This window comes from Streptomyces sp. NBC_00659, from assembly GCF_036226925.1.
Taxonomy (GTDB): Bacteria; Actinomycetota; Actinomycetes; order Streptomycetales; family Streptomycetaceae; genus Streptomyces.
Map to the genome: position 1 here is coordinate 5,161,220 of NZ_CP109031.1, position 23,833 is coordinate 5,185,052.

The window sequence follows — 23,833 nt, forward strand, 5'->3', positions numbered from 1 at the left end:
CCGGGTTTCGGCCCGTCCTGGCCTGAGCCGGCAGCGGCCGTGGGATGCCCGCCGGTGGTCTCATCCGCGGCCCATCGCCGCCGTGAGCTCGATCTCGATCGCCACCCGGGACGGGTTCGGCGACGGCACGCGCTCGTAGCGCTCCGTGTGGCGCCGCACCGCCTCCGCGACACGCGCCGGGTCCGTGGAGACCCGTGCCCGCCCCTCCAGCGTCGCCCAGCGCCGGCCGTCCACCTGGCAGACCGCCACGCGGGCCCCGTCCGGCCCGGCCGCCAGTACGTGGGCCGCCTTCCGGCTGGACTTGTCGGTGATGACCCGAGCGAGACCGGCCTCGGGGTCGTATGTAACGCCGACGGGCACCACGTGCGGGCTGCCGTCGGGCCGGAGGGTGGTGAGTGTGCACAGATGGCGCTCGCGCCAGAAGCTCAGGTAGGCGGCGTCGGGCTGCCGCGGGTCCACCGGATAGGAAGCCATGAGGCCTGAATCTACGCCTGGTGGGCGTCTCTTTTCCGGTCCTTGCAGCCTTGAGTGGAATAGACTCAACTTTGTGTACGCTGGATGAGTCAGGGAACCGTCAGGACGCCAGGAGGAGGAGAACGCGAACGTGGACGCCGAGCTGACCAACAGGAGCCGGGACGCGATCAACGCGGCCAGTAACCGGGCCGTGCGGGAGGGGCACCCGGACCTCACCCCCGCCCACCTGCTGCTCGCTCTGCTCGAGGGGCAGGACAACGAGAACATCATCGATCTGCTGGCGGCCGTGGACGCCGATCAGGCCGCGGTCCGCTCCGGTGCCGAGCGCGTGCTCGCCGGTCTGCCCAGCGTGACCGGCTCCACCGTCGCGCCCCCGCAGCCGAACCGTGAGGTGCTCGCGGTCATCGCGGACGCCGCCGAGCGCGCCAAGGAGCTGGGCGACGAGTTCATCTCCACCGAGCACCTGCTCATCGGTATCGCCGCGAAGGGCGGAGCGGTCGCCGACGTACTCTCCCAGCAGGGCGCCGGTGCGAAGAAGCTGCTGGACGCGTTCCAGAAGACACGGGGAGGGCGCCGGGTGACGACCGCGGATCCCGAGGGCCAGTACAAGGCGCTCGAAAAGTTCGGCACGGACTTCACCGCCGCGGCGCGTGAGGGCAGGCTCGACCCCGTCATCGGCCGGGACCACGAGATCCGCCGGGTGGTGCAGGTCCTGTCCCGCCGTACGAAGAACAACCCCGTCCTCATCGGCGAGCCCGGCGTCGGCAAGACCGCCGTCGTCGAGGGGCTCGCGCAGCGGATCGTGAAGGGCGACGTCCCCGAGTCCCTGAAGAACAAGCGGCTCGTCTCGCTCGACCTGGGCGCGATGGTGGCCGGCGCGAAGTACCGGGGCGAGTTCGAGGAGCGCCTGAAGACCGTGCTCGCGGAGATCAAGAACTCCGACGGGCAGATCATCACCTTCATCGACGAGCTGCACACCGTCGTGGGCGCCGGCGCGGGCGGCGACTCCGCGATGGACGCCGGCAACATGCTCAAGCCCATGCTCGCCCGCGGTGAGCTGCGCATGGTCGGCGCCACCACCCTCGACGAGTACCGCGAGCGGATCGAGAAGGACCCGGCGCTGGAGCGGCGCTTCCAGCAGGTGCTGGTCGCCGAGCCGACGGTCGAGGACACCATCGCCATCCTGCGCGGACTCAAGGGACGCTACGAGGCCCACCACAAGGTCCAGATCGCCGACAGCGCGCTGGTCGCCGCGGCCACCCTGTCCGACCGCTACATCACCTCCCGCTTCCTTCCCGACAAGGCCATCGACCTCGTCGACGAGGCGGCCTCACGGCTGCGCATGGAGATCGACTCCTCCCCGGTCGAGATCGACGAGCTCCAGCGGGTCGTCGACCGGCTGAAGATGGAGGAGCTCGCGATCGGCAAGGAGACGGACGCCGCCAGCAGGGAGCGCCTGGACCGGCTGCGCCGCGACCTCGCCGACAAGGAGGAGGAGCTGCGCGGTCTCAACGCCCGCTGGGAGAAGGAGAAGCAGTCCCTCAACCGTGTCGGTGAGCTGAAGGAGAAGCTCGACGAACTGCGCGGCCAGGCCGAACGCGCGCAGCGGGACGGCGACTTCGACACCGCCTCCAAGCTGCTCTACGGCGAGATCCCCACCCTGGAAAGGGACTTGGAGGAAGCCTCGCAGGCCGAGGAGGAGGTCGCCAAGGACACCATGGTGAAGGACGAGGTCGGACCGGACGACATCGCCGACGTCGTCGGCGCCTGGACCGGCATCCCCGCCGGCCGCCTCCTGGAGGGCGAGACGCAGAAGCTGCTGCGCATGGAGGAGGAGCTGGGCCGCCGGCTGATCGGCCAGACCGAGGCCGTGGGGGCGGTGTCCGACGCCGTGCGCCGCACCCGCGCCGGGATCGCCGACCCGGACCGGCCCACCGGCTCCTTCCTCTTCCTCGGCCCGACCGGCGTCGGCAAGACCGAACTCGCCAAGGCCCTCGCCGACTTCCTCTTCGACGACGAGCGGGCGATGATCCGCATCGACATGTCGGAGTACGGCGAGAAGCACAGCGTGGCCCGGCTGGTCGGCGCGCCGCCCGGGTACATCGGCTACGAGGAGGGCGGCCAGCTCACCGAGGCCGTGCGCCGTCGCCCGTACAGCGTGATCCTGCTCGACGAGGTGGAGAAGGCGCACCCCGAGGTCTTCGACATCCTGCTCCAGGTGCTGGACGACGGGCGGCTGACGGACGGTCAGGGGCGGACGGTCGACTTCCGCAACACCATCCTGATCCTCACCTCGAACCTGGGCAGTCAGTTCCTGGGCGGGCAGAGCCTCGCCGATCCGCTGTCCTCCGAGGAGGACAGGAAGGGGCAGGTTCTGGACGTCGTCCGCGCCTCCTTCAAGCCGGAGTTCCTGAACCGGCTGGACGACCTCGTCGTCTTCTCCGCGCTCGACCAGCGGGAGCTGGAGCGCATCGCCCGGCTCCAGATCGACCGCCTGGCCAAGCGGCTCGCCGAGCGCCGGCTCACCCTGGAGGTCACCGACGCGGCGCTGGCCTGGCTCGCCGAGGAGGGCAACGACCCGGCGTACGGAGCGCGCCCGCTGCGGCGCCTCGTCCAGACCGCCATCGGCGACCGGCTGGCCAAGGAGATCCTGGCGGGCGAGGTCACGGACGGCGACACGGTCCGCGTGGACGCCTTCGGCGACGGCCTGATCGTGGGGCCGGCCACGGGTAAGACGCTGTAGCCGGCTCCGGAACCCGGCGGGGGAGGGGGCCCCGGCACACGTGCCGTGGGCCCTCTTCCTTTGCCGGTCCGAGGCCCGTACGTGACCGGATCTTGTCAGCCCCCGGCGGACAGGGCCCGCCAGAGGTTGCCACCCCCCGCCCCGCATGAGAGAGGATGGCAGCATCCGTACGAAGGGAAATACACGGTGAGCATCGACCCGTCCTCGATTCCGAATTTCGGGGGCCAGCCCGAGCCGCAGCCCGGCGGCCCCGCGGGCCCCGTGGTCCCGGATCAGGACCTCGTGAAGCAGCTTCTGGAGCAGATGGAGCTGAAGTACGTCGTCGACGACGAGGGTGACCTCGCGGCGCCGTGGGAGGAATTCCGTACGTACTTCATGTTCCGCGGCGAGGGTGACCAGCAGGTCTTCTCGGTTCGGACGTTCTACGACCGGCCGCACCAGCTCGACGAGAAGCACGCACTCCTCGAGTCGATCGACGACTGGAACCGCCGCACGCTGTGGCCCAAGGTCTACAGCCACACCCACGACGACGGCACCGTCCGCCTGATCGGCGAGGCGCAGATGCTGATCGGCACCGGCGTCAGCCTGGAGCACTTCGTGTCCTCCACGGTCAGCTGGGTGCGCGCCGCCATCGAGTTCGACAAGTGGCTCGTCGAGCAGCTCGGCCTCGAGCAGGAGATCAACGAGGCGGAGAAGCCCGAGGACGACGGCGAAGCCGAAGACGAGTAGGCCCGACCTCGCAGCGGCGCTCCTCCCGCGCGCACCGGCCCCTGGGACAGGTCCCCTCCGGGACAGGTCCTAGAGCGGGGTGTGCGCGATCACGACCAGATACGCGCCGTAGGCGAACGAGAGCCCGGCCAGGGCGCCGACCACCAGGGTCGCGTGCCAGGGGCGGGCTCTCGCCGTTCGCACCAGGGCGCGGGCCAGCGGCAGCAGCAGCGGGAACGCCGGGATCAGGAACCGCGGCTTCGACTCGAAGAATCCCGAGCCGCCCACGGCGATGAGTAGCAGGATGCCGCTGTGGACGAGCAGCGGCAGCGGCGCCCGGTCCGCGATCAGCAGCGTGTACAGGAGCACGGCCGCGGCGACGATCACCATCGTCATGGGGAACACGAACCGGTCCCCGTGGAGCAGCAGGTGCTTGGCGAAACGGAGCGACCCCTCGCCGAGGTCGAAGCGCGAGCCCCACAGCCGCTGCACCTGGAAGTAGCCGCCGAGCCAGTCGCCCTCGCGGTGTCCCACCCACAGCACGTAGCCGGTCCAGCCGGCCGGCGCGAGCGCGGCACCCGTCCACACCCTGTGGGAAACTTTTCCGCGGCTCCGCCAGATCTCCTGCGCCGCCGCCACGAGGACCGCCGCGGCCACCGCGAAGCCGTTCGGCCTGGTCAGCCCCGCGAGCGCGGCCAGCGAGCCGGCCCACAGCCAGCGCCCGTCGAGCACCGCGTACAGCGACCAGGCGGCGAACGCGGTCAGCACGGGCTCGGTGTACGCCATCGACAGCACCACCGAGTGCGGCAGCAGCCCCCACAGCACCACCAGCGCCGTACCGACCGCCCGGCCGTGCAGCCGGGCTCCGATCGCGTACACCCCGCACGCGGCGGCGGCCGCCGCGGCCCAGGAGACCAGCAGCCCCGCCGAGCCCCCGGTCAGCGGTGTCAGCGCGGTGACGGCCCGTACGAGGGCGGGGTAGAGCGGAAAGAACGCGAGGTCGCTGTGGACGACCGTGGGACGGAAGTGGAGCGTCCTGCCGTATCCGTGCGCGGCGATTCCCAGATACCAGGCCGAGTCCCAGGACCGCGCGAGCAGGGCGACCGGGTGCCTGCCGGTGGCCCAGGCCGTCCCGGCGAGCACGAGCAGGCCGGCCAGGCGTGCGGCGGCGAACAGCCCGAGCGCCGTGATCGCGGCGGACGGCAGACTGCGTGCGGCGCGGGACGGGCGGACGGCACGGTCGCCGGGCTCCGGAGGAGCGGGGCGAGCGAGGGTACTCGGGTGGGTCACACCCCGAACTGTGCGTTCCCCACGGGGCATTCGCGAGCGTTGCTCGTCCGTGCGGGTTCCGTTGCGAGGCCTCCGGCGCGCCGCCCGCGCGCGGGATGCGGACGATGCTAGTGCCGCGGGGCGCCGACGGTGCTGAACGGCCCGGCCGGAGGCATCTGCCGGGAGGCTGCTCCGGGACCTTTGCGGGGTTGCTCAGGGGCCGGGCTGTGGGGCCGGGCTGTGGGCCCGCTCCGTGGTGGCGGGGGACGCTGCGACCGGACCTTCCCGGCCAGGGGCATCCGCCGAGAGGTCGCTCCGGGACCTTTGCCGGGTTGCAAGTGGATCACTGTTGCCGCAGAACCGTCCTCAGGTCGGCGATATCGGACGTCGCCCCGCACCCGGGCGACCGCGAGGCCCGCGTCGGCGCGTCAGCGGAGCCAGGGGGCGAGTTCTTGAGCGAACACCGCGTACGCGGGGTCTGTCGGAAGCCAGAGGAGTTTGTGCTGCGATCCGTCCTGCATGCGCAGGGTGAGGCGGTCGGCGGTTATCCCGCGACGGAGATGGGCGGAGGCGATGCCGGCCAACGGGATCACCTTGTTGGTCCGGTGCTCCGCCAGGATCTGCTCGGTGGCACCCGGGGCCACGTCGGCCTCCGGCAACGGTACGACCACCGTGGGCCCCTTACCGTTCGCCACGGTGGCGGTGAACCCGAGCCGTCGGCGGACCAAGGACGACGGGAGCAGCCAGAGCTCCCCATGGATCCAGTCGCCCCACCCGGTCGTGCAGCCCAGCGTCAGCAGTCGCGCCCGTCCGTCCATCGCGCCACCGTAGTTCGTGCGTCCTCCACGCGCCACGACGCGATTCGGGCCTCGCGCGGGATGTTGTCCCGCTTGGCGGCTGTCAATCGGCCAATGCCCTGAGCCGGGAAGCGGCCTTCTCCAGCACACTGGTCCGCTTGCAGAACGCGAACCGTACGAAGGGCGCGCCCGCCTCGCGGTGGTCGTAGAAGACGGCGTTGGGGATGGCCACGACGCCGGCTCGCTCGGGCAGGGCACGGCAGAACGCGAAACCGTCGCTCTCGCCGAGCGGCCGGATGTCGGTGGTGATGAAGTACGTCCCCCGCGGCCGGTAGACCGCGAAGCCCGCGTCGGCGAGGCCCGCCGCCAGCACGTCGCGCTTGCGCAGCATGTCCGCGCGGAAGTCCTCGAAGTACGTGTCCGGCAGCGCGAGCGCCTCGGCGACGGCGTACTGGAACGGCCCCGACGCCACGTACGTCAGGAACTGCTTCGCCGACCGTACGGCGCTGACCAGGGCCGGCGGCGCGGTCACCCAGCCCACCTTCCAGCCGGTGAACGAGAAGGTCTTGCCCGCGCTGCCGATGGTGACCGTCCGCTCGCGCATGCCCGGCAGGGTCGCCAGGGGGATGTGCTCGGCGTCGTCGAAGACGAGGTGTTCGTAGACCTCGTCCGTCACCACGAGCAGATCCCGCTCGACGGCGATCCGCGCGATCTCCGTCAGCTCCGCGCGCGTGAGGACGGTGCCGGTCGGGTTGTGCGGGGTGTTGATCAGCAGCAGCCGGGTCCGCTCGGTGACCGCGTCGCGCAGCTCGTCGAGGTCGAGCCGGAAACGCCGGTGGCCGTCCCCGTCGGCCTCGTCGGGCCGCAGCGTCACGGGCACGCGCGTCCCGCCCGCCATGGCGATCGAGGCCGCGTACGAGTCGTAGTACGGCTCCAGGGCGATCACCTCGTCGCCGGGCTCCAGGAGCGCGAGCAGGGCGGCGGCGATGGCCTCGGTCGCGCCCGCCGTCACCAGGACCTCGGTGTCGGGGTCGTACGACAGGCCGTAGAGGCGCTTCTGGTGCGAGGCGATCGCGGTGCGCAGCTCGGGGACGCCCGGACCCGGCGGGTACTGGTTGCCGCGTCCGTCCCGCAGTGCGCGGACGGCCGCCTCCCGGATCTCCTCGGGACCGTCCGTGTCCGGGAAGCCCTGTCCGAGGTTGATCGAGCCGGTGCTCATCGCCAGGGCGGACATCTCGGCGAAGATCGTCGTCCCGAACTCGGCGAGCCGGCGGTTCAGAAAGGGGCGCGCGCTGGAGGTCATGCCGGCCATCCTGCGCCCAGGCTCCGGTGTTCCTCAACTTCGCGTCCTGAGTGACGAGGCCGGATGTCAGCGGCGGGGACCGGTGTCCGTGCTCGTCGTCGGCCCGCACCGCGGGGAACTCCGCGACCGGGACTGCGCGGACAACCCGCCCTTCGAGCCGTACGTCGACGCGGACGGAAACCGTCACACCTTCCGCAGCTGGTACCTCGAATGGCTTGAGCAACGCGAGAGAGCAGCTCGATGATCAAAGGCTGGTAACCCCGGCCCGTTCCCTACACACAGCGGGATGCCGGGGTGCCTCCGGCCATGCCGTGACCGTCTGCCATGCTGCGCGGGCCAGCATGCGCAGACCGGCCGCGTACGGCCGGGGGAGACGGGACGGACATGACGGAATCCCAGGTGAGCGGGGCCCCGGCCCCGGAGGAGATCCGCTTCCGGCCCAGCGTCTGGCAACGGGTGCTGCCCTTGCTCCCCATGACCATGGCCCTGGGGTTCGACGCCTTCATGCGGGTGGTCAGCCCTGTCCCCAAGCCGGCGTTCGACGTGTGGTTCCATTCCCTGCTGATCGTGTTGGTGTTGACGCTGGCGGTGGCGAGTTCGTTCTTCGGGATCACGTTGAAGCCGTCGGCCGCCCGGGTGCACGGCCTCCGCCGCCGCACCATCCTGTGGGCATCCGTACAGGATGTCCGCGTCGAGCAGGTCATGGGTGGCCGGGTCGTCGCGCTGTACGAGGCCGACGGCCGCCGCACCCGACTCCGGGCACCGTTCACCGGATTCCTCCAACAGGACCGCCGCTTCGAGGAGAAGTTCCACGTCATCGGCCAGTGGTGGCTGGCGCACCGCGGCACCGACTGGGTTCCCGTTCCGCCTCCCGGAAGCGGCACGCCGACCCGGCGTTGACGCTGCGGGTCTCCGCCCGTCCGATGCCCGACAGCCGGGAGCGCTTCCGACGCGCAGGTCAGGGGGCATCCCCACATTTACATGCTCTGGAGTTCCTCAACTCTGCTTTGCGTCGCGCGGCGTGGGGGCATCCCCCTGTCACGCAAGACCGGAACCGAGAAGCACGGCCCACGGGGGGCTGTTTCGGGGGAACGAAAGGAGGGTGACGCCATGCTCATCGGCATCATCCTGGCGGTCGTCCTGCTCGTTGTGATCATGGGGGTCGCCGGCGGGAGCAGGAGGCGAGGGCGCCCTTCCAGGGGTGCGGCCGGGGTCAGGAGGGGACGGCGCTCCGGTGGCAGCGGTAGCAGCTGGTGGGCCGGCGGCGCGGGCGGTGCCGCGTCCTCCTGTTCGTCCGGCGATTCCTCGGGCGGTCACTCCTGCGGAGGCAACTCGTCGTGCGGAGGCTCGTCCTGCGGAGGCGGGTCCTCGTGCGGCGGCGGAGGCGGATGCGGCGGAAGCGGCTGACGGGGCGGCCGCGCTCCTGGCGGGAACCGCAACCGAGTACGAAGGTGCCCGTCGGCCGGTGACTGCCGACGGGCGCGTTCGTGCGCCGGGCGCACGTCGTCGTTGAACAGTTGAGCTGTGGAGCCCTCGGGGGGATGGAAACCCCACGAAGTTGGGTAAAAACGCTGTGGCGGCACCACAGTTCATGATTCCCTCTAAACCACCAAAGCGGCCCTGGTGCATCACCAAGCAGCCCTGGGCCGACAGGCCTCGGAAGTCCATCGGATGGTCGTATCGGACGCGTCCGCCGGATGTCCTTCCGGCCGGGCCGCCCGGGCCGTTCCCCCGGTGCTGACCGGGTGCGCAGGAATCCCACCTCACCTTTGCGTGCTAGCGGAGCCGACCCATGCTCACGACCCTGAAAACCTCGTACACCGACACGCGCGCGGCCGATCTCGCCTGGGCTCTGGGCCGCGAACCGCTGCCGGCACTCGCCACCCTCGATCTCGAACTCGCCGGGGCGAAACTCCAGTTGAGACTTCTCGGCGCGTCCCACCAGGTCCTTCTGGAGGAGAAGCGGGGCAGTTGTTCGGAGACCGTCGCCTGTATCGCGGGCAGCAGCACGCCCCTGCCGCTCGGCGTCGCGAAGAGGTTCGGCGACTGGGAGTACGAGTTCGCGGCCCGTGTCGAGATCATGTCGCCCGGCTCCTTCGCGGGCCGCGCCCAGGAGTTGCTGGCCCTCGTCTCCGACCACCCCCAGGGTCTGGCCGGCGTCTTTCCCGGCAGCCCGCACGCGTTCACGGCGATGCTCGCCCAGCGTCATGAGGGCCAGGTCCACTGGCGTACGTGGCACGCGTACCCGCAGGACGGCCAGTTGGTGGCGACGCGTACGCGAGTCGGCGTACGGAAGGGAGCCCTCAGCGCGTCCGGCGTCTGACGGCGCGGCGCGCGAACGGACACGTGAAGGTGTCCGGCGCGGGGGCGGGGCAGGCCGGTGCGGTGCGGTGCGGTGCGGTGCAGTGCGGTGCGGTGCGGTGCGGTGCGGGCGGGCATAGGGGGTGTGTCCGGCGCCGACCCGGGCTCCGGGAGCGGGGGCGGCCCCGGCGCCGACCCGCGGTTCGGGGACAGGGGCGGCTCGGCGGCGATCCGCGGTTCGGGGGCCGTGTGCCGGGAAGATGCCCAGGTCAACTCCGTACACCAGGAAGAGCAAGGGTTTCCACACGTGTGGGTGACGTGACGTAGTGGCGGCGTGACGTAGCGTTCACGGCGTGATCGAACCGCACGCGCCAGCCCCACCCGGCGCGCCGCCGCCCTGGGGCGTCCAGGGCCAGGCGCGGCTGCCCGTCCGGCCGGGCATCGGCAGGTTCCTGGTCCTGGCGGGAGTGTTCGTCTGCGCGGCCTGCGGACTCGTGTACGAGCTCGAACTGGTCGCCCTCGCCTCGTACTTGATCGGCGACTCGGTCACCCAGGCGTCCGTCGTCCTGTCCGTCATGGTGTTCGCCATGGGTGTCGGTTCCCTCGCGGCGAAGCGGCTGCGCCCGTGCGCCGCGGCCGGGTTCGGCGCCATCGAGGCGGCGCTCGCCCTCGTCGGCGGATTCAGTGCGATGGCGCTGTACGCGGTGTTCGCCTGGACGGGCGGATGGGGCGGCCTGTGGGCGGACGGGCCCCGCTGTCTGCTGGTGGTCTTCTCACTCACCATCGGCCTGCTCATCGGCGCCGAGGTCCCGCTGCTCATGGAGCTGATACAACGCATCCGCCGCCAGGACCCCGGCGGCGCGGTCGCGGACCTGTTCGCGGCGGACTACGTGGGCGCCCTCTTCGGCGGCCTCGCCTTCCCGTTCCTGCTGCTGCCCCAGCTCGGCCAGCTGACGGGCGCGCTGCTGACCGGAGCGGTGAACGTGATCGCCGGCGGCGCCCTCGTCCTCGGGCTGTTCCGGAACGACCTGACCCGCCGGGCACGCTGGACCCTGATCGTGGCCAACGTCGTCGTGCTCGGCCTCCTCGCCTCCGCAGCGATGCTGGTCGGCGACTTCGAACGGGCCGCGCGGCACGCCCTGTACGGGGCGGACGCCCGCGTCGCGCTCCGCACCGGCGTCCAGGAGGCCGTCCTCACCGGAGGCACCCACGGCCGTCCGCTCCGCTTCTTCCTCGACGGCCGACTGCGCTTCAGCGGTCGCGACGAACGCCGCTACCACGAGGCGCTCGTCCACCCCGCGATGAACGGACCGCACGCGCGCGTGCTCATCCTCGGCGGCGGTGACGGCCTCGCCGCCCGCGAGGTGCTGCGCCACCCCGGTGTGCGCCGCGTCGACATCGTCGAACCCGACGCGGACGTGGTCCGGCTCGCACGCCACGACGCCGCGCTGTCCGCCCTCAACCGCCATGCGTACGACGACCCCCGGGTCCACGAGGTGACGGCGGACGCCTTCAGCCGGCTGCGCCACGCGCGGTCGACGTACGACGTCGTCATCTCGGACCTGCCCGACCCGTGCGTCACCGCCGCCACCAAGCTGTACTCGCAGGAGTTCTACGGCCTCGTGCGCCGCGTGCTCGCCCCCGGCGGACGTCTCGTGGTCCACGCGGGGCCGCTGTCCGGCCGGCACCGGGCCTTCTGGACGGTCGACGCGACGATCCGTGCGGCGGGCCTGTTCACCAGGCCCTACCGTGTCGGCGGCCGGGACTCCGGCTTCGCGGCCCGGCCCGGCCGCCACGCCGGTCGGGTCACGGGGCCGGGAGGCGCGGCGGGATCCGTGGGCGACTGGGGTTTCCTCCTCGCCTTCCGCGCGCCCGCGCCCCTGCGGCTGGACTCGTCCTGTCCGCGGCTGCGCACCCTCACCCAGGCGGCCCTGACGGCGGACGCGCGCGCCGCCTCCCGCGGTCGCGACCACCCTTCGCCCCCGCCCTCCACGCTGGTGCATCCGCGGTACACCGACTGAGGGGAGGGCCGGGAATCCCGTGATACGCGGGTGCGGTCCGGTTCGTGCTGGGTAGGCTCGGCTGACATGGAGCATGAGGTGTTCGTTCCGTTTCCGGCCCGGCGGCTGAGAGAGGCGCTGGCCGATCCCGTCCGGGTCGCCCGCGCGGTCCCCGGTCTCCAGCAGGACGCGTCGGCCGTCACCGACAGCGTGGCGGAGACGGACGGGGGCTCGTCACCCGGCTCCGGGGCCGGGCAGGACGCCGCCGGCGGGTCCGCGGCTGCCGGGCACGGGCGGGACGCGGGGGTCGCGCGGGTCGCCGGGCGGCTGAAGGTGCGCGTCGCCGGCCACACGATCACCTATCGCGGCGCCTTCTGTGTCACCTCCCAGGCCGACGGCTCGTACGCCGTCGAGGGCGACGCCACGGAGGTGCGCGGCGCCGGTGCCGTGAAACTGGCGCTGACCCTGCGGCTTCTCCCCGCCGAGGGCGGTACCACCCTCGCGTTCGGCGGCACGGCCTCCGGCGACGGCCGCCTGGCGGAACTCCCGCGCGACGCGGTGACGTCGACGGGCGCGCGCCTGCTGACCCGCTTCGGCGAAGCCCTGACCACGGACCTCGCGTCACGGCCCGGCTCCGAGCCCGCACACGGAGCCGAGCCCACACACGGAGCCGCCGAGTCCGGTCATCGAGCCGAATCCGAAACCGGTCCGTCAGCCGGAAACGCCCCCGCGGCCGGATCGGAACGCGAACCTGCACCCGAACCTGCACCCGAAGCCGAAGCCGAAGCCGAAGCCGAAACCGAAGCCGGTCCCGAAACCGAAGCTGAACCGGAAGCCGGTCTCGAAGCCGACGCCGAGGGCGAGGCGGTTCCCGGGTTCGAGGCGGACGTGACGTCCTCCTCGTTCGATTCGTCGGGCGAGGACGACGAGTTCGGCGGGGAGGACTTCGTGGCGGAGGCGGAGGCGGAGGCCAGGGGACCGGGGCGGGCGGACGCCATGGCCGAGGCGGCGCACGCGCGGCGGACGATGATCGGGCGGAGCGCGGAGGAGGTCGACCACGCCCCTCCGCGTGGCCGCTACGCCCCCGTCCCGCCCCCGGAGGCCACCGCCGCACGCGACACCCTGCGCTGGGCGGCTCCCGCGGCGGCCCTGGCGCTGGCCTCGGCGATCGCCCTGACCCGGGTGCTGCGTAAGCGTCGTTGAGCCGGTTCCGAGGGCGGGAAGGCGCACAGCGCTCCCGCCCCAGTAGGGTCGGCTCCGTGAGTAACGAAGACATCACGCTGACCGCGGGTGACGCGGAGGTGACCGTGTCGCCGGGTAACGGCGGCCGGATCGGCAGTCTGCGGGTCGGCGGCGTCGAACTGCTGCGGCAGGGAGCGAAGTTCGGGTGCTTCCCGATGGTCCCGTGGTGCGGACGGATCCGTGACGGCAGGTTCCTGGACGGCGCCGCCGTCCGGCAGATGCCGCTCAACTCCCCGCCGCACGCCATCCACGGCACCGCCCGCGACGGTGCCTGGAGGACGGCCCGCGTCACCGCGGACGACGCCGTGATCACGTACGACCTGGTCGAGCCCTGGCCGCACCCCGCCCGTGTCACCCAGGCGTTCACCCTCACGGAGGACAGCCTGGCGATCACCATGGGGGTGGAGACGTACGGGGAGTCGTTTCCGGCCCAGATCGGCTGGCACCCCTGGTTCAACAGGAACCTGGGAGACGGCGGCGAGGACGTCCGCATCGATTTCCGGCCCGCCTGGCAGGAGGAGCGGGGCGACGACCACCTGCCCACCGGCCGCCGCCTCGACCCGAAGCCCGGCCCCTGGGACGACTGCTTCGGCATGCCGGAGGGCGTCGACGTCACGCTCACCTGGCCGGGGCGGCTGGAGCTGAAGGTCGCGAGCCGTGAGCAGTGGGCCGTCGTCTACGACGAGCAGGACGCCGCCGTGTGCGTGGAGCCGCAGACGGGTCCGCCGAACGGGCTCAACACCCACCCCCGGCTGGTCACACCCATCGAACCCCTCGAAGCCGTCACGACCTGGAGCTGGCGGCGGCTCTAAGCTGGCGTCATGAGTGACGTACGCGGCGCGCTGCTGCAGCAGATCAAGGACAAGGCCGTGGTGCACGGCAAGGTGACCCTCTCCTCGGGTCTTGAGGCCGACTACTACGTGGACCTGCGCCGGATCACGCTGGACGGCGAGGCCGCCCCGCTCGTCGGGCAGGTCCTCCTCGACCTCACCGCCGACCTGGACTTCGACGCGGTCGGCGGGCTGACCATGGGCGCCGACCCGGTCGCCGGGGCCATGCTGCACGCCGCCGCCGCGAGCGGGCGCAGGCTCGACGCCTTCGTCGTCCGCAAGGCGGCCAAGGCGCACGGCCTGCAGCGCCGTGTCGAGGGTCCCGAGATCAAGGGCCGGCGTGTCCTCGTGGTCGAGGACACCTCGACGACGGGCGGCTCCCCGCTGGAGGCCGTCCAGGCCGTCCGGGAGGCCGGGGCCGAGGTCGTCGGCGTCGCCACGATCGTCGACCGCGCGACCGGTGCCGCCGAGAAGATCGAGGCCGGCGCCGGTGTTCCGTACCTCTTCGCCTTCTCCAAGGGCGAGTTGGGGCTCGACTGACGAAGCTCCCGCGGGGCCCCGCCGACGGCAGGGTCCCGCATGTCGGATGGGGGTCTGGAGCATCCGGCGATGTCTGGAAAGATGGGGCCGACGATGACGTCGCCCCCCTAGGTCAGGGCCATAAGCACCAGTCCCGTCGTACCGCAGCAGCAGTACGCAGACCCGCACATACAAGGAGCGGACAGATGCCCATCGCAACCCCCGAGGTCTACAACGAGATGCTCGACCGGGCGAAGGCAGGCAAGTTCGCCTACCCGGCCATCAACGTGACCTCGTCCCAGACCCTGCACGCTGCGCTGCGCGGCTTCGCGGAGGCGGAGAGCGACGGCATCATCCAGATCTCCACCGGTGGTGCGGAGTTCCTGGGCGGTCAGCACAAGAAGGACATGGTGACGGGCGCCGTCGCGCTCGCCGAGTTCGCGCACATCGTCGCCGCGAAGTACGACATCACGGTCGCGCTGCACACGGACCACTGTCCCAAGGACAAGCTGGACGGCTACGTCCGTCCGCTGATCGACGTCTCCGCCGCGCGTGTCGCCAAGGGCGAGAACCCGCTGTTCCAGTCCCACATGTGGGACGGCTCCGCCGAGACCCTCGCCGACAACCTGGCCATCGGCCAGGAGCTGCTCGCCAAGGCCGTTGCCGCGAAGATCATCCTCGAGGTCGAGATCACCCCGACCGGTGGCGAGGAGGACGGCGTCAGCCACGAGATCAACGACGAGCTGTACACGACCGTCGACGACGCGCTGCGCACCGCCGAGGCCCTCGGCCTGGGCGACAAGGGCCGCTACCTGCTCGCCGCGTCGTTCGGCAACGTGCACGGTGTGTACAAGCCGGGCAACGTCGTCCTGCGCCCCGAGCTCCTCAAGGACCTCCAGGAGGGTGTCGCCGCCAAGTACGGCAAGGCGAGCCCGTTCGACTTCGTCTTCCACGGCGGCTCCGGCTCCACCGCCGAGGAGATCGCCACCGCGCTGGAGAACGGCGTCGTGAAGATGAACCTCGACACCGACACGCAGTACGCCTTCACCCGTCCGGTCGTGGACCACATGTTCCGCAACTACGACGGTGTCCTGAAGGTCGACGGCGAGGTCGGCACCAAGTCGAAGTACGACCCGCGCACCTGGGGCAAGCTCGCCGAGGCCGGCATGGCCGCGCGTGTGACCGAGGCCTGCGCCGCCCTGCGTTCCACGGGCACCCGCCTCAAGTAGTCACCCGATGGTCCGCCGGTAGGCCCGAGCAGTCCTCCGGTGGTCCGCCGGCAGTCATTCCTGCGCAAGGGCCCGGCACCTCCCACGGTGCCGGGCCCTTCCGTATGCTCCGAGGTATGACTGTGCCGGCGCGGGACGCATCGGACCTGTCGGACGGCAGACCCGCGGTACGGATCGCCTCCCCTGCGGGGAAGTGGATCCTGCTGACGACCGTCCTCGGCTCCAGCATGGCCTTGCTGGACTCGACGGTCGTCAATGTCGCTCTGCCGACCATCGGCCGTGACCTGGACGCGAGCCTCTCCGCCCTCCAGTGGACCGTGAACGGCTACATGCTGTCGCTGGCCGGGCTGATCCTGCTGGGCGGCTCGCTCGGGGACCGTTACGGGCGCCGGAAGATCTTCGTCATCGGCGTGGTGTGGTTCGCCGCCGCCTCGCTGCTGTGCGGGCTCGCGCCGAACGTGGGCGTGCTCATCGCCGCCCGTGTCCTGCAGGGCGTCGGAGGGGCGCTGCTCACCCCCGGCTCGCTGGCGATCATCCAGGCCTCCTTCCACCCGGACGACCGGGCCCGTGCCATCGGCCTGTGGTCGGGCTTCGGGGGTGTCGGGGCGGCCGTCGGGCCGTTCCTCGGCGGCTGGCTGGTGGACGGGCCCGGCTGGCGCTGGGTCTTCCTGCTGAACATCCCCGTCGCGCTGGTCTGCGCCCCGATCGCCCTGCTGCACGTTCCGGAGTCGGCCGGCGGAACCTCCCGCCCGGCGGAGGCCCAGGGCGGGAGAGGCGGGTCGCACCGCGGCTTCGACGTCCTCGGCGCCGTCCTCGGCGCGCTCTCGCTCGCCCTGGTCACCTACGCCCTGATCGAGGCCAGGAGCGGTTCTCCGCTCGTGTGGGTGGCCGCGGTCACGGGCGTGGCGGCGGGGGTGGCCTTCGTGTACGTCGAGAAGCGGCGGCCCGATCCGATGATGCCCCTGGACATCTTCGCCTCGCGTCAGTTCACGGCCGTCAACCTGGTGACCCTCTGCGTGTACGCGGCTTTCGGCGGCTTCTTCTTCCTGACCGCGCTCCAGCTCCAGGTCGTGGCGGGCTACTCGGCGCTCCAGGCCGGCACGGCACTGCTGCCGACCACCGCCTTGATGCTGCTCTTCTCCGCCCGCTCCGGCGAACTGTCCCAGCGCATCGGCCCGCGCATCCCGCTGACGGTCGGGCCGCTGCTGTGCGCGGCGGGCATGCTGCTGATGCTGCGGGTCGGCGAGGACGCGTCGTACGTGACCGACGTGCTGCCCGCGCTGCTGGTGATGGGGCTCGGCATGGTCACGCTGGTCGCGCCGCTGACCGCGACCGTCCTGGCCTCCGTGGACACCGGGCGGGCGGGTCTGGCCAGCGGGATCAACAACGCGGCGGCCCGCGTGGCCGGGCTCCTCGCCGTGGCCGCGCTGCCGCTGCTCACCGGGATGGGAGAGGAGGCGTACCGCTCGGCGGCGGCCTTCGACGCCGCCTTCCGCCGGGCGATGCCGCTGTGCGCGGGTGTGCTGGTGGTCGGCGCGGTACTGGCCTTCACGACCGTACGCCGTCCGCCGCCCGGCTGCCTGCGCCCCGAGTGCCGCAGGCACGGTTCCCTGACGGCGCCCCCGCTGGAGCCGGAGCGCTCCCGGGGCGTCCTCGGCGCCAAGGAGTCCCCGGGCTCGCCGGGATCCCCGGGGCGTTAGGTCTTCCGGCGCCGGTCCGGCTTCGTGATCGCGGCGGTGCCGTCGCGATCGACGTTCACCCCGTTCGGCGTGAACGCGATCGGCGGATACCGATCGCGGTCCGGCCGCGGACGGATCCTTCCCCGGGTGCCATGGGCCACCGTTACCGATCACGGAGAATGCAGCAGACTGGAACCCATGACGATTCACGAGAACCTTCTCGGGGGACCGCCCCCGACCCGTCTCCCCGACGACCCGGAGCCGCGCGAGCTCCTCGCCAACGGCACGGCCCCCGCCGATGTCGCCGCGAAGTACCCCACCTCCTCGCTCGCCTGGGCGCAGCTCGCCGACGACGCGTTCGAGCGGGGCGGCGTCGTCGAGTCGTACGCCTACGCCCGTACCGGCTACCACCGCGGCCTGGACGCGCTGCGCCGCAACGGCTGGAAGGGCCACGGCCCGGTGCCCTGGGAGCACGAGCCGAACCGCGGCTTCCTGCGTGCCCTGCACGCCCTCGCCCGCGCCGCGCAGACGATCGGCGAGCAGGAGGAGTACGAGCGCTGCAGCCAGTTCCTGAAGGACTCCTCGCCGACGGCGGCCCAGACCCTGGGCTAGGACAGACCCCGGGCTAGGACAGACCCCGGGCTAGGGCAGACCCCGGGCTGGGGCAGACCCCGGGCCGGGGCAGACGGTGGGCTAGGACCGGCCCTGGGCAGGGCAGACAGACCCTGGGCCGGGGCAGAGCCTTCACACGAAGCCCCGTCGGCGGGGCTTCGACGCGGGTCCGCCTGGTGTGATCAGGCGGACCTTGCGGTTTCGGGGGACGATTGTGGAGGATGCCCGGTGGGGACCGGGGCCCCCGTGTCGGTAACGGCAGGGGCGGACCGCTACCCGGAGCACAATCAGGAGACAGCGATGTCCCACCAGGCTCAGCCCACGCAGGCTCAGGAGCCCGAGACCCCGCATCTCGACTTCCAGGGCACGACGCCGTACGAGGACTACGTACAGGCGGACGTGCTCACCCACCTCCAGCACACCCTCTCCGACGACCCCGGAGAGATGGTCTTCCTGGTGACGACCCAGGTCATGGAGCTGTGGTTCACGGTCATCGTCCACGAGTGGGAGACCGCGGCCAAGGCACTGCGCGCCGACGACGTCCCCGTCGCGGTGGCCGCGCTGAAGCGGTCCGTACGGGAGCTGGAGGCGCTCAACGCCTCCTGGCGTCCCCTCGGGCAGCTCACCCCCGGGCAGTTCAACGCCTACCGCTCGGCCCTCGGCGAGGGTTCCGGCTTCCAGTCGGCGATGTACCGGCGCATGGAGTTCCTGCTCGGCGAGAAGTCCGCGTCGATGCTCGTCCCGCACCGGGGCGCGACGCGGGTGTACGCCGAGCTGGAGAAGGCGCTGCACGAGCCGAGCCTGTACGACGAGACGCTGCGGCTGCTCGCGCGGCGCGGGCACGCGATCCCGGCCGCCGTGCTGGAGCGTGACGTGTCGCAGCGCTACGAGCCCGTGCCCGAGGTGCAGGCCGCGTGGACGGCCCTGTACTCCGGTGACGACACCGACGAGCTCGCCCGGCTCGGCGAGGCGCTGACCGATGTCGCCGAGCTGGTGTGGCGCTGGCGCAACGACCACCTCGTCGCCACCCGGCGGGCGATGGGCTCGAAGACCGGCACCGGCGGCTCCGCCGGGGTGGCCTGGCTGGAGAAGCGCGCGCAGAAGAACGTGTTCCCCGAGCTGTGGACGGCGAGGTCCTATGTCTGAGCGAGCCCACGTGTCCGAGCTCGCCGCGCGGGCGGCCGAGCTGGACACCGCCGACGGACTCGCCGGGCTGCGCAAGCGGTTCGTGCTCGACGACGTCGTGTACCTGGACGGGAACTCGCTCGGCGCGCTGCCGGCCGAGGTCCCCGGCCGGGTCGAGGACGTCGTCCGCAGGCAGTGGGGCGAACTGCGCATCCGCTCCTGGGAGGAGAGCGGCTGGTGGACCGCGCCCGAGCGGATCGGCGACCGCATCGCCCCGCTGGTCGGCGCGGCGCCCGGACAGATCGTGGTCGGCGACTCGACGAGCGTGAACGTCTTCAAGGCTCTGGTGGGCGCGGTACGGCTGGCGGGCGAGGGGCGCGACGAGATCCTCGTCGACGCGACGACGTTCCCGACGGACGGGTACATCGCGGCTTCGGCGGCCCGTATGACGGGCTGTGAGCTGCGTCCGGTCGACCCCGACGAGGTGCCCTCGGCGCTCGGCCCCCGCACGGCCGCGGTGCTGCTCAACCACGTCGACTACCGCACCGGCCGGTGCTACGACCTCCCGTCCCTCACCTCCGCGATCCACGCGGCGGGCGCGCTCGCCGTCTGGGACCTGTGCCACAGCGCGGGCGCTCTGCCGGTCGGGCTGGACGAGCACGGCGTGGACCTGGCGGTCGGCTGCACCTACAAGTACCTGAACGGCGGCCCGGGTTCGCCCGCGTACCTCTACATCCGCGCCGGTCTCCAGGACCGCTTCGACTCCCCGCTGCCCGGCTGGAACTCGCACACGGAACCCTTCGCCATGAGCTCGTCGTACGAGCCCGCGCCGGGCGCGCTGCGCGGACGGGTCGGCACGCCGGACGTCCTCTCGATGCTGGCTCTGGAAGCGGCGCTCGACGTGTGGGACGGCGTCTCGATCGACAGCGTCCGCGCCAAGTCGCTCGCCCTGACCGACTTCTTCCTGGAGTGCGTCTCGGCGTACGTCCCCGAGGGCCGGGTCGAGTCCGTGACGCCGTCCGCCCACGCGGAACGGGGCAGCCAGGTTGCCCTGCGCTGCGCGGACGCGGGTGCCGTGATGAAGCGCCTGATCGACAAGGGTGTCGTCGGCGACTTCCGCCACCCGGACATTCTCCGCTTCGGCTTCACCCCCCTGTACGTCGGCTTCGCGGACGCGGAGCGGGCGGCGAGGGTCCTGGCGGAGACGCTGAGCTGAGAGTTTCAGCCCCTCCGGCGTTTGAGGAGCGAGGTCCGGGGCGGAGCACCGGGGACACGGGACGGGTAGGGGCGGAGGGGGCGAAATTCCCTCCGCCCCTACCCGTACGCCGGGTACCTGGCCCGCCCGGGGGCCACGGAAAAGGAGAACGTTCCCCTTGACCGAGAGTGACAGCCCGCTGCCGACCCATGTCACCGGCCTGATACCGTCCCCGCAAACGGCCGAATTGTTCCCTCGCCCGCCAAATCCGTTTCACCGCTGAGAGGTTGGAGCATGCAGGACGACGCCGCACCCCGGGATGAGGACGGCGACGACGCCGCCGCGCGCGACGCAGCCGAAGAGGCCTCCGCCTTCTCGCACCCGGAGGTGGCCCCGGACGTCACGACGGCGTACGGCGACCACCCCGACCAGGTGATCGACTTCTACGCCCCGCGCGATCCCGACCCGGAGGTCCCCGCCCCGGTCGTGGTCGTCCTGCACGGCGGCGCCTGGCGCGCTCCGTACGACCGCCGCCACATCACGCCGTTCGCCGACTTCCTGACCCGCCGCGGATTCGCCGTGGCGAACGTCGAGTACCGCCGGGGAGAGGCGCCATCACCCGCTCCGGGCGGGCCCGTGATCCCCGCGCAGGGTGGCCCCACGGATCCCGGGCGGGACGACGCGGCCTCTTCCACGGTCGGCGGCACCGCCACCGGAGGTCCGGTCGCCGGCCGCTGGCCCGACACCTTCGACGACGTGGCGGCCGCCCTCGACGCGCTGCCCGCACTCGTACGCCGGGCACTTCCGCAGGCCGACCCCCTGCGCATGGTGATCACCGGGCACTCCGCGGGCGGTCACCTGGCGCTGTGGGCCGCGGCGCGCCACCTCCTGCCGGCCGACGCGCCCTGGCACACCGACCGCCCCGCACCGCTGCGCGGCGTCGTCGCCCTTGCTCCGATCGCCGACTTCGAGGTCGCGGAGAAACTCGATGTGTGCGGCGGGGCCTCCCGCCAACTCCTCGGCGGGGAAGCCATGTTCGCGGAGCGTCTGCCCTACGCCGACCCGGTGCGACTGCTCCCCACCGGCATCGCCACCACGCTTGTCCAGGGCCGTTCCGACATCGTCGTCCCGCAGGCGGTCGCCGAGTCCTACGCGGACGCCGCGGCCAAGGCCGGCGAGGTGGTGGGTCTCACCCTGCTGGAGGACGTCGGCCACTTCCCGCTGATCGACCCGGCCGCCGACGCCTGTGCCGTGGTGGCGGAGGAGATCGCCCAACTGGCCTGGTAGCCGGGGTCCGGACCCGATGCCGCCGGCCGAAACTTCCACCCCAAGGGCGCCGCCGATCAAGGGAGTTGACCCGCTCTCCCCGAACCCCGGTCATACCCGTAATACCTGAGAGCTACTTCTCGGATGGGGCCTGCAGCGGGACGCGGGCGACGGGTGACGATCCGTAATTTCCCTTCCAGTGAAGCCCGATGAACGGGCGCACGGGGAGGGACGGACACCATGGATTTCCGGGCGAAGCCGATCGTCGGGGGGAACGCGGACACCTCACGACAACGGCCGCGGCGACTGCGCCGGCGGCTGGGCCGCACGCTGCTCGCCGCGCTCGTCACGGCCGCGGTCGTCGTCCCCTTGTCCGGCGCCGCCCGCCCGGAGATCCCCGCGCCGCCACCCGCGGTCCTCGCACCGCTGACGGCGTCGACCCTGGATGCGGCGTACGCGGCGAACCGGGCCGACGCCGCGGAGGCCGCCCGGATGGCCGCGGACCACGGCGACCACACCCGGGCGGCCGCCGACCGCGCGATGGCCGCACCCTCCCGCCGTTTCCTCTCCTTCGACGGCCGGGGTTCCGGCCGGGCCGTCGAGGTCCTCGGCGACCTCGCCCACGCCGACCGCGTGGCCGTCCTGGTCCCGGGCTCGGACACCACGCTGGAGACGTACGGGCGTTTCCGCGCCGGCGCCCTCGCCCTGTACGACCGACTCGGCCCGCGCGGCGCCGTCATCTCCTGGCTCGGGTACGAGACGCCGGGCACGGTGAGCACCACGGTCATCACGCCGGACCGCGCCGAGCAGGCGGCCCCGCTGCTGAGGGCGTTCCTGCACCAACTGCACGGCGTCGTAGGCCGGTCGGCGCACCTCTCCCTGCTCTGCCACTCGTACGGCACGGTGGTCTGCGGCCGCGCCGCCCCGGGCCTGGACGTGAGCGACATCGTCGTCTTCGGCAGTCCGGGCACCGGCGCGTCCTCGGCCGCCGCGCTGCGCACCCCCGCCCGTGTCTGGGCGGCCCGTGGCTCCGCCGACTGGATCGCGTACGTCCCGCACACGAGCGTCGGTCTTTTCGGTGCGACCGTCGGCCTGGGCCCCGACCCGGTGTCCCCGTCCTTCGGCGCACGGGTATTCCGGGCGGGCACCGCCGGCCACAGCGACTACTTCGCCCCGGGCTCGGTGTCCCTGGCCAACCTCACCCGCATCGTCCTCGGCGACACCTCGGAGGTCACCCGTGCATGAACCGACCGGCACGACCGCCCTGACGGGCAGCACCACCCCGACCGGCAGGACCGCCCTGAGCGGTGTGCGGACCGCGATCCACCGCGTCGACCGGGCCACCCCCGCCGAACGGGACCGTTCCGTGGACGCCCTGCGCGCCCTCGCGATCCTGGGTGTGGTCCTGGGCCACTGGCTGGTGACGGCGCTCGTCGCGGACGGCGGCGCGCTGCGGACCGCGAGCCCCTTACAGCACATGCCGTGGCTGACCCCGGTCTCCTGGGTCTTCCAGACGCTCGCAGTGTTCTTCCTGGTGGGCGGTCATGTGGCGACGAAGAGCTACGCGTCGGCGCGGGCGCGCGGCACGACGTACGGGCAGTGGCTGCGCGCCCGGATGGTCCGTCTGCTGAGGCCGTTGGCGGCGGTGCTGACGCTCTGGACGGTGGCGACCGTTTGTCTGCTCGCCTCCGGCGCGGACTTCGGCACGGTGCGCACGCTGGTGAAGCTGGCCCTGTCCCCGCTCTGGTTCCTGGTGGTGTTCGCCGGACTGACCGCGGCGACACCGCTGTTGACCTGTCTCAGCCCGCTGTGGCCGCTGGCCGTCGTTCTCCACGTCGACGTCATCCGTTTCGGCCTCGGCGGCCCGGCATGGCTCGGCTGGGTGAACCTCGCGGCGGGCTGGCTGGTGCCGTACACCCTGGGCGCGGCCTGGACCCGCGGCGAGTTGGAGGGACGGCGCGCGGGATGGGTGCTGTTCGGCGGGGGCGTGTCGGCGACGGTGGTGCTGGTGACGTGGGCCGGCTATCCGGCGTCCATGGTCGGCATACCTGGGGCCGCGGTCTCCAATCTGGACCCGCCGACACTGGCCGCGGTCACGTTCGGCCTGGCCCAGTGCGGACTCGCCCTGCTGCTGCGCGAGCCGCTGCGCCGGGTGATGCGGCGCCCGGCGCTCTGGGCGGGCACGGCCTTCGCCAACCTCTCCGCGATGACGATATTCCTCTGGCACCAGAGTTCCCTGATGGTGGTGACCGCCCTCGGCCTGCTCGCGGGCCGGCTTCCCGGCCTGCACACCACCCCCGACTCCCTGGTCTGGGTGGCCGCGAGGGTCGCCTGGCTGCCCGTCTTCGTGTGCGCCCTCACCTTGTGCTGGTTCGCCTTCAGCGCCCACGAGCGTGGACCCCGCCGCCCCACGGGCCGTCCTTCCCGGGTCGTCCGGGTCCACCGCGTGCGTCGCGGCCCCGGTCCGGCCACGCCCAAGGCGGCACCTCGTGCCTAGGGTTGACGGCGTGACCAGCGAGGAGCACCGCCCCCGGGACGACG

Annotated in this window: 21 protein-coding genes; 17 read left to right on the plus strand and 4 right to left on the minus strand. The window is 72.1% G+C overall.

From position 1 onward, the window contains the following. Positions 1 to 60: 60 nt before the first annotated feature. Positions 61 to 474 (minus strand): pyridoxamine 5'-phosphate oxidase family protein, encoded by a 414-nt coding sequence (locus OG410_RS22450; RefSeq protein WP_329300844.1) that lies wholly within the window; start codon positions 472 to 474, stop codon positions 61 to 63. 130 nt (positions 475 to 604) lie between these two features. Between OG410_RS22450 and clpB the strand changes: the two genes are divergently transcribed. Beyond that, complete coding sequence (gene clpB / locus OG410_RS22455; RefSeq protein WP_329300845.1) at positions 605 to 3,217, plus strand: ATP-dependent chaperone ClpB; 2,613 nt, start codon at positions 605 to 607, stop codon at positions 3,215 to 3,217. A 186-nt stretch (positions 3,218 to 3,403) separates the two neighbouring features. After that, on the plus strand, positions 3,404 to 3,946 hold the full coding sequence (locus OG410_RS22460) for a YbjN domain-containing protein (RefSeq protein ID WP_329300846.1): 543 nt from the start codon (positions 3,404 to 3,406) through the stop codon (positions 3,944 to 3,946). Positions 3,947 to 4,015: 69 nt separating this feature from the next. Here OG410_RS22460 and OG410_RS22465 read toward each other — a convergent pair whose 3' ends face one another. The 3 genes from OG410_RS22465 to OG410_RS22475 form a co-directional block, all read right to left on the minus strand. Beyond that, the gene (locus tag OG410_RS22465; RefSeq protein ID WP_329300847.1) at positions 4,016 to 5,215 is read right to left on the minus strand and encodes a hypothetical protein; all 1,200 of its coding nucleotides are present in this window, start codon (positions 5,213 to 5,215) and stop codon (positions 4,016 to 4,018) included. 407 nt (positions 5,216 to 5,622) lie between these two features. Then, on the minus strand, positions 5,623 to 6,012 hold the full coding sequence (locus tag OG410_RS22470) for a hypothetical protein (protein ID WP_329300848.1): 390 nt from the start codon (positions 6,010 to 6,012) through the stop codon (positions 5,623 to 5,625). Positions 6,013 to 6,094: 82 nt separating this feature from the next. Next, positions 6,095 to 7,303, minus strand: coding sequence for a pyridoxal phosphate-dependent aminotransferase (locus OG410_RS22475; RefSeq protein ID WP_329300849.1), 1,209 nt, complete (start codon positions 7,301 to 7,303; stop codon positions 6,095 to 6,097). Positions 7,304 to 7,376: 73 nt separating this feature from the next. Between OG410_RS22475 and OG410_RS22480 the strand changes: the two genes are divergently transcribed. From OG410_RS22480 to OG410_RS22550, 15 genes are all read left to right on the plus strand, one after another. Continuing rightward, positions 7,377 to 7,538 (plus strand): hypothetical protein, encoded by a 162-nt coding sequence (locus tag OG410_RS22480; RefSeq protein ID WP_329300850.1) that lies wholly within the window; start codon positions 7,377 to 7,379, stop codon positions 7,536 to 7,538. A 140-nt stretch (positions 7,539 to 7,678) separates the two neighbouring features. Further along, positions 7,679 to 8,194, plus strand: coding sequence for a hypothetical protein (locus OG410_RS22485; protein WP_329300851.1), 516 nt, complete (start codon positions 7,679 to 7,681; stop codon positions 8,192 to 8,194). 892 nt (positions 8,195 to 9,086) lie between these two features. After that, positions 9,087 to 9,617 carry a DUF2617 family protein gene (locus OG410_RS22490; protein ID WP_329300852.1) on the plus strand — a complete coding sequence of 177 codons (531 nt, stop codon included), beginning with the start codon at positions 9,087 to 9,089 and terminating at the stop codon, positions 9,615 to 9,617. Positions 9,618 to 9,948: 331 nt separating this feature from the next. Then, positions 9,949 to 11,616, plus strand: coding sequence for a polyamine aminopropyltransferase (locus tag OG410_RS22495; protein WP_329300853.1), 1,668 nt, complete (start codon positions 9,949 to 9,951; stop codon positions 11,614 to 11,616). 66 nt (positions 11,617 to 11,682) lie between these two features. Then, the gene (locus tag OG410_RS22500) at positions 11,683 to 12,798 is read left to right on the plus strand and encodes a carbon monoxide dehydrogenase (RefSeq protein ID WP_329300854.1); all 1,116 of its coding nucleotides are present in this window, start codon (positions 11,683 to 11,685) and stop codon (positions 12,796 to 12,798) included. A gap of 56 nt (positions 12,799 to 12,854) precedes the next feature. Further along, entirely contained in the window at positions 12,855 to 13,649 is a 795-nt protein-coding gene (locus OG410_RS22505) for an aldose epimerase family protein (RefSeq protein WP_329300855.1), read from the plus strand. Between the two features lie 9 nt (positions 13,650 to 13,658). After that, a complete protein-coding gene (pyrE, locus tag OG410_RS22510) occupies positions 13,659 to 14,207 on the plus strand; it encodes an orotate phosphoribosyltransferase (protein ID WP_329300856.1) in 549 nt (182 codons plus the stop codon). Positions 14,208 to 14,392: 185 nt separating this feature from the next. Further along, positions 14,393 to 15,415 (plus strand): class II fructose-bisphosphate aldolase, encoded by a 1,023-nt coding sequence (gene fbaA / locus OG410_RS22515; RefSeq protein WP_329300857.1) that lies wholly within the window; start codon positions 14,393 to 14,395, stop codon positions 15,413 to 15,415. Positions 15,416 to 15,531: 116 nt separating this feature from the next. Continuing rightward, a complete protein-coding gene (locus OG410_RS22520; protein ID WP_329300858.1) occupies positions 15,532 to 17,115 on the plus strand; it encodes an MFS transporter in 1,584 nt (527 codons plus the stop codon). Positions 17,116 to 17,292: 177 nt separating this feature from the next. After that, positions 17,293 to 17,706, plus strand: a complete 414-nt coding sequence (locus OG410_RS22525) for a DUF3151 domain-containing protein (RefSeq protein ID WP_329300859.1) — start codon at positions 17,293 to 17,295, stop codon at positions 17,704 to 17,706. Between the two features lie 300 nt (positions 17,707 to 18,006). Beyond that, complete coding sequence (locus OG410_RS22530) at positions 18,007 to 18,852, plus strand: tryptophan 2,3-dioxygenase family protein (RefSeq protein WP_329300860.1); 846 nt, start codon at positions 18,007 to 18,009, stop codon at positions 18,850 to 18,852. Between the two features lie 10 nt (positions 18,853 to 18,862). After that, a complete protein-coding gene (kynU, locus tag OG410_RS22535) occupies positions 18,863 to 20,047 on the plus strand; it encodes a kynureninase (protein ID WP_329304207.1) in 1,185 nt (394 codons plus the stop codon). A 273-nt stretch (positions 20,048 to 20,320) separates the two neighbouring features. After that, positions 20,321 to 21,313, plus strand: a complete 993-nt coding sequence (locus OG410_RS22540) for an alpha/beta hydrolase family protein (protein WP_329300861.1) — start codon at positions 20,321 to 20,323, stop codon at positions 21,311 to 21,313. 219 nt (positions 21,314 to 21,532) lie between these two features. Beyond that, positions 21,533 to 22,537, plus strand: coding sequence for an alpha/beta hydrolase (locus OG410_RS22545; protein WP_329300862.1), 1,005 nt, complete (start codon positions 21,533 to 21,535; stop codon positions 22,535 to 22,537). Then, positions 22,530 to 23,789: an acyltransferase family protein gene (locus OG410_RS22550; protein ID WP_443063781.1), complete on the plus strand. Its 1,260-nt coding sequence runs from the start codon at positions 22,530 to 22,532 to the stop codon at positions 23,787 to 23,789. Before OG410_RS22545 ends, OG410_RS22550 begins: the two co-directional genes overlap by 8 nt. The last annotated feature ends 44 nt before the right edge of the window (positions 23,790 to 23,833 follow it).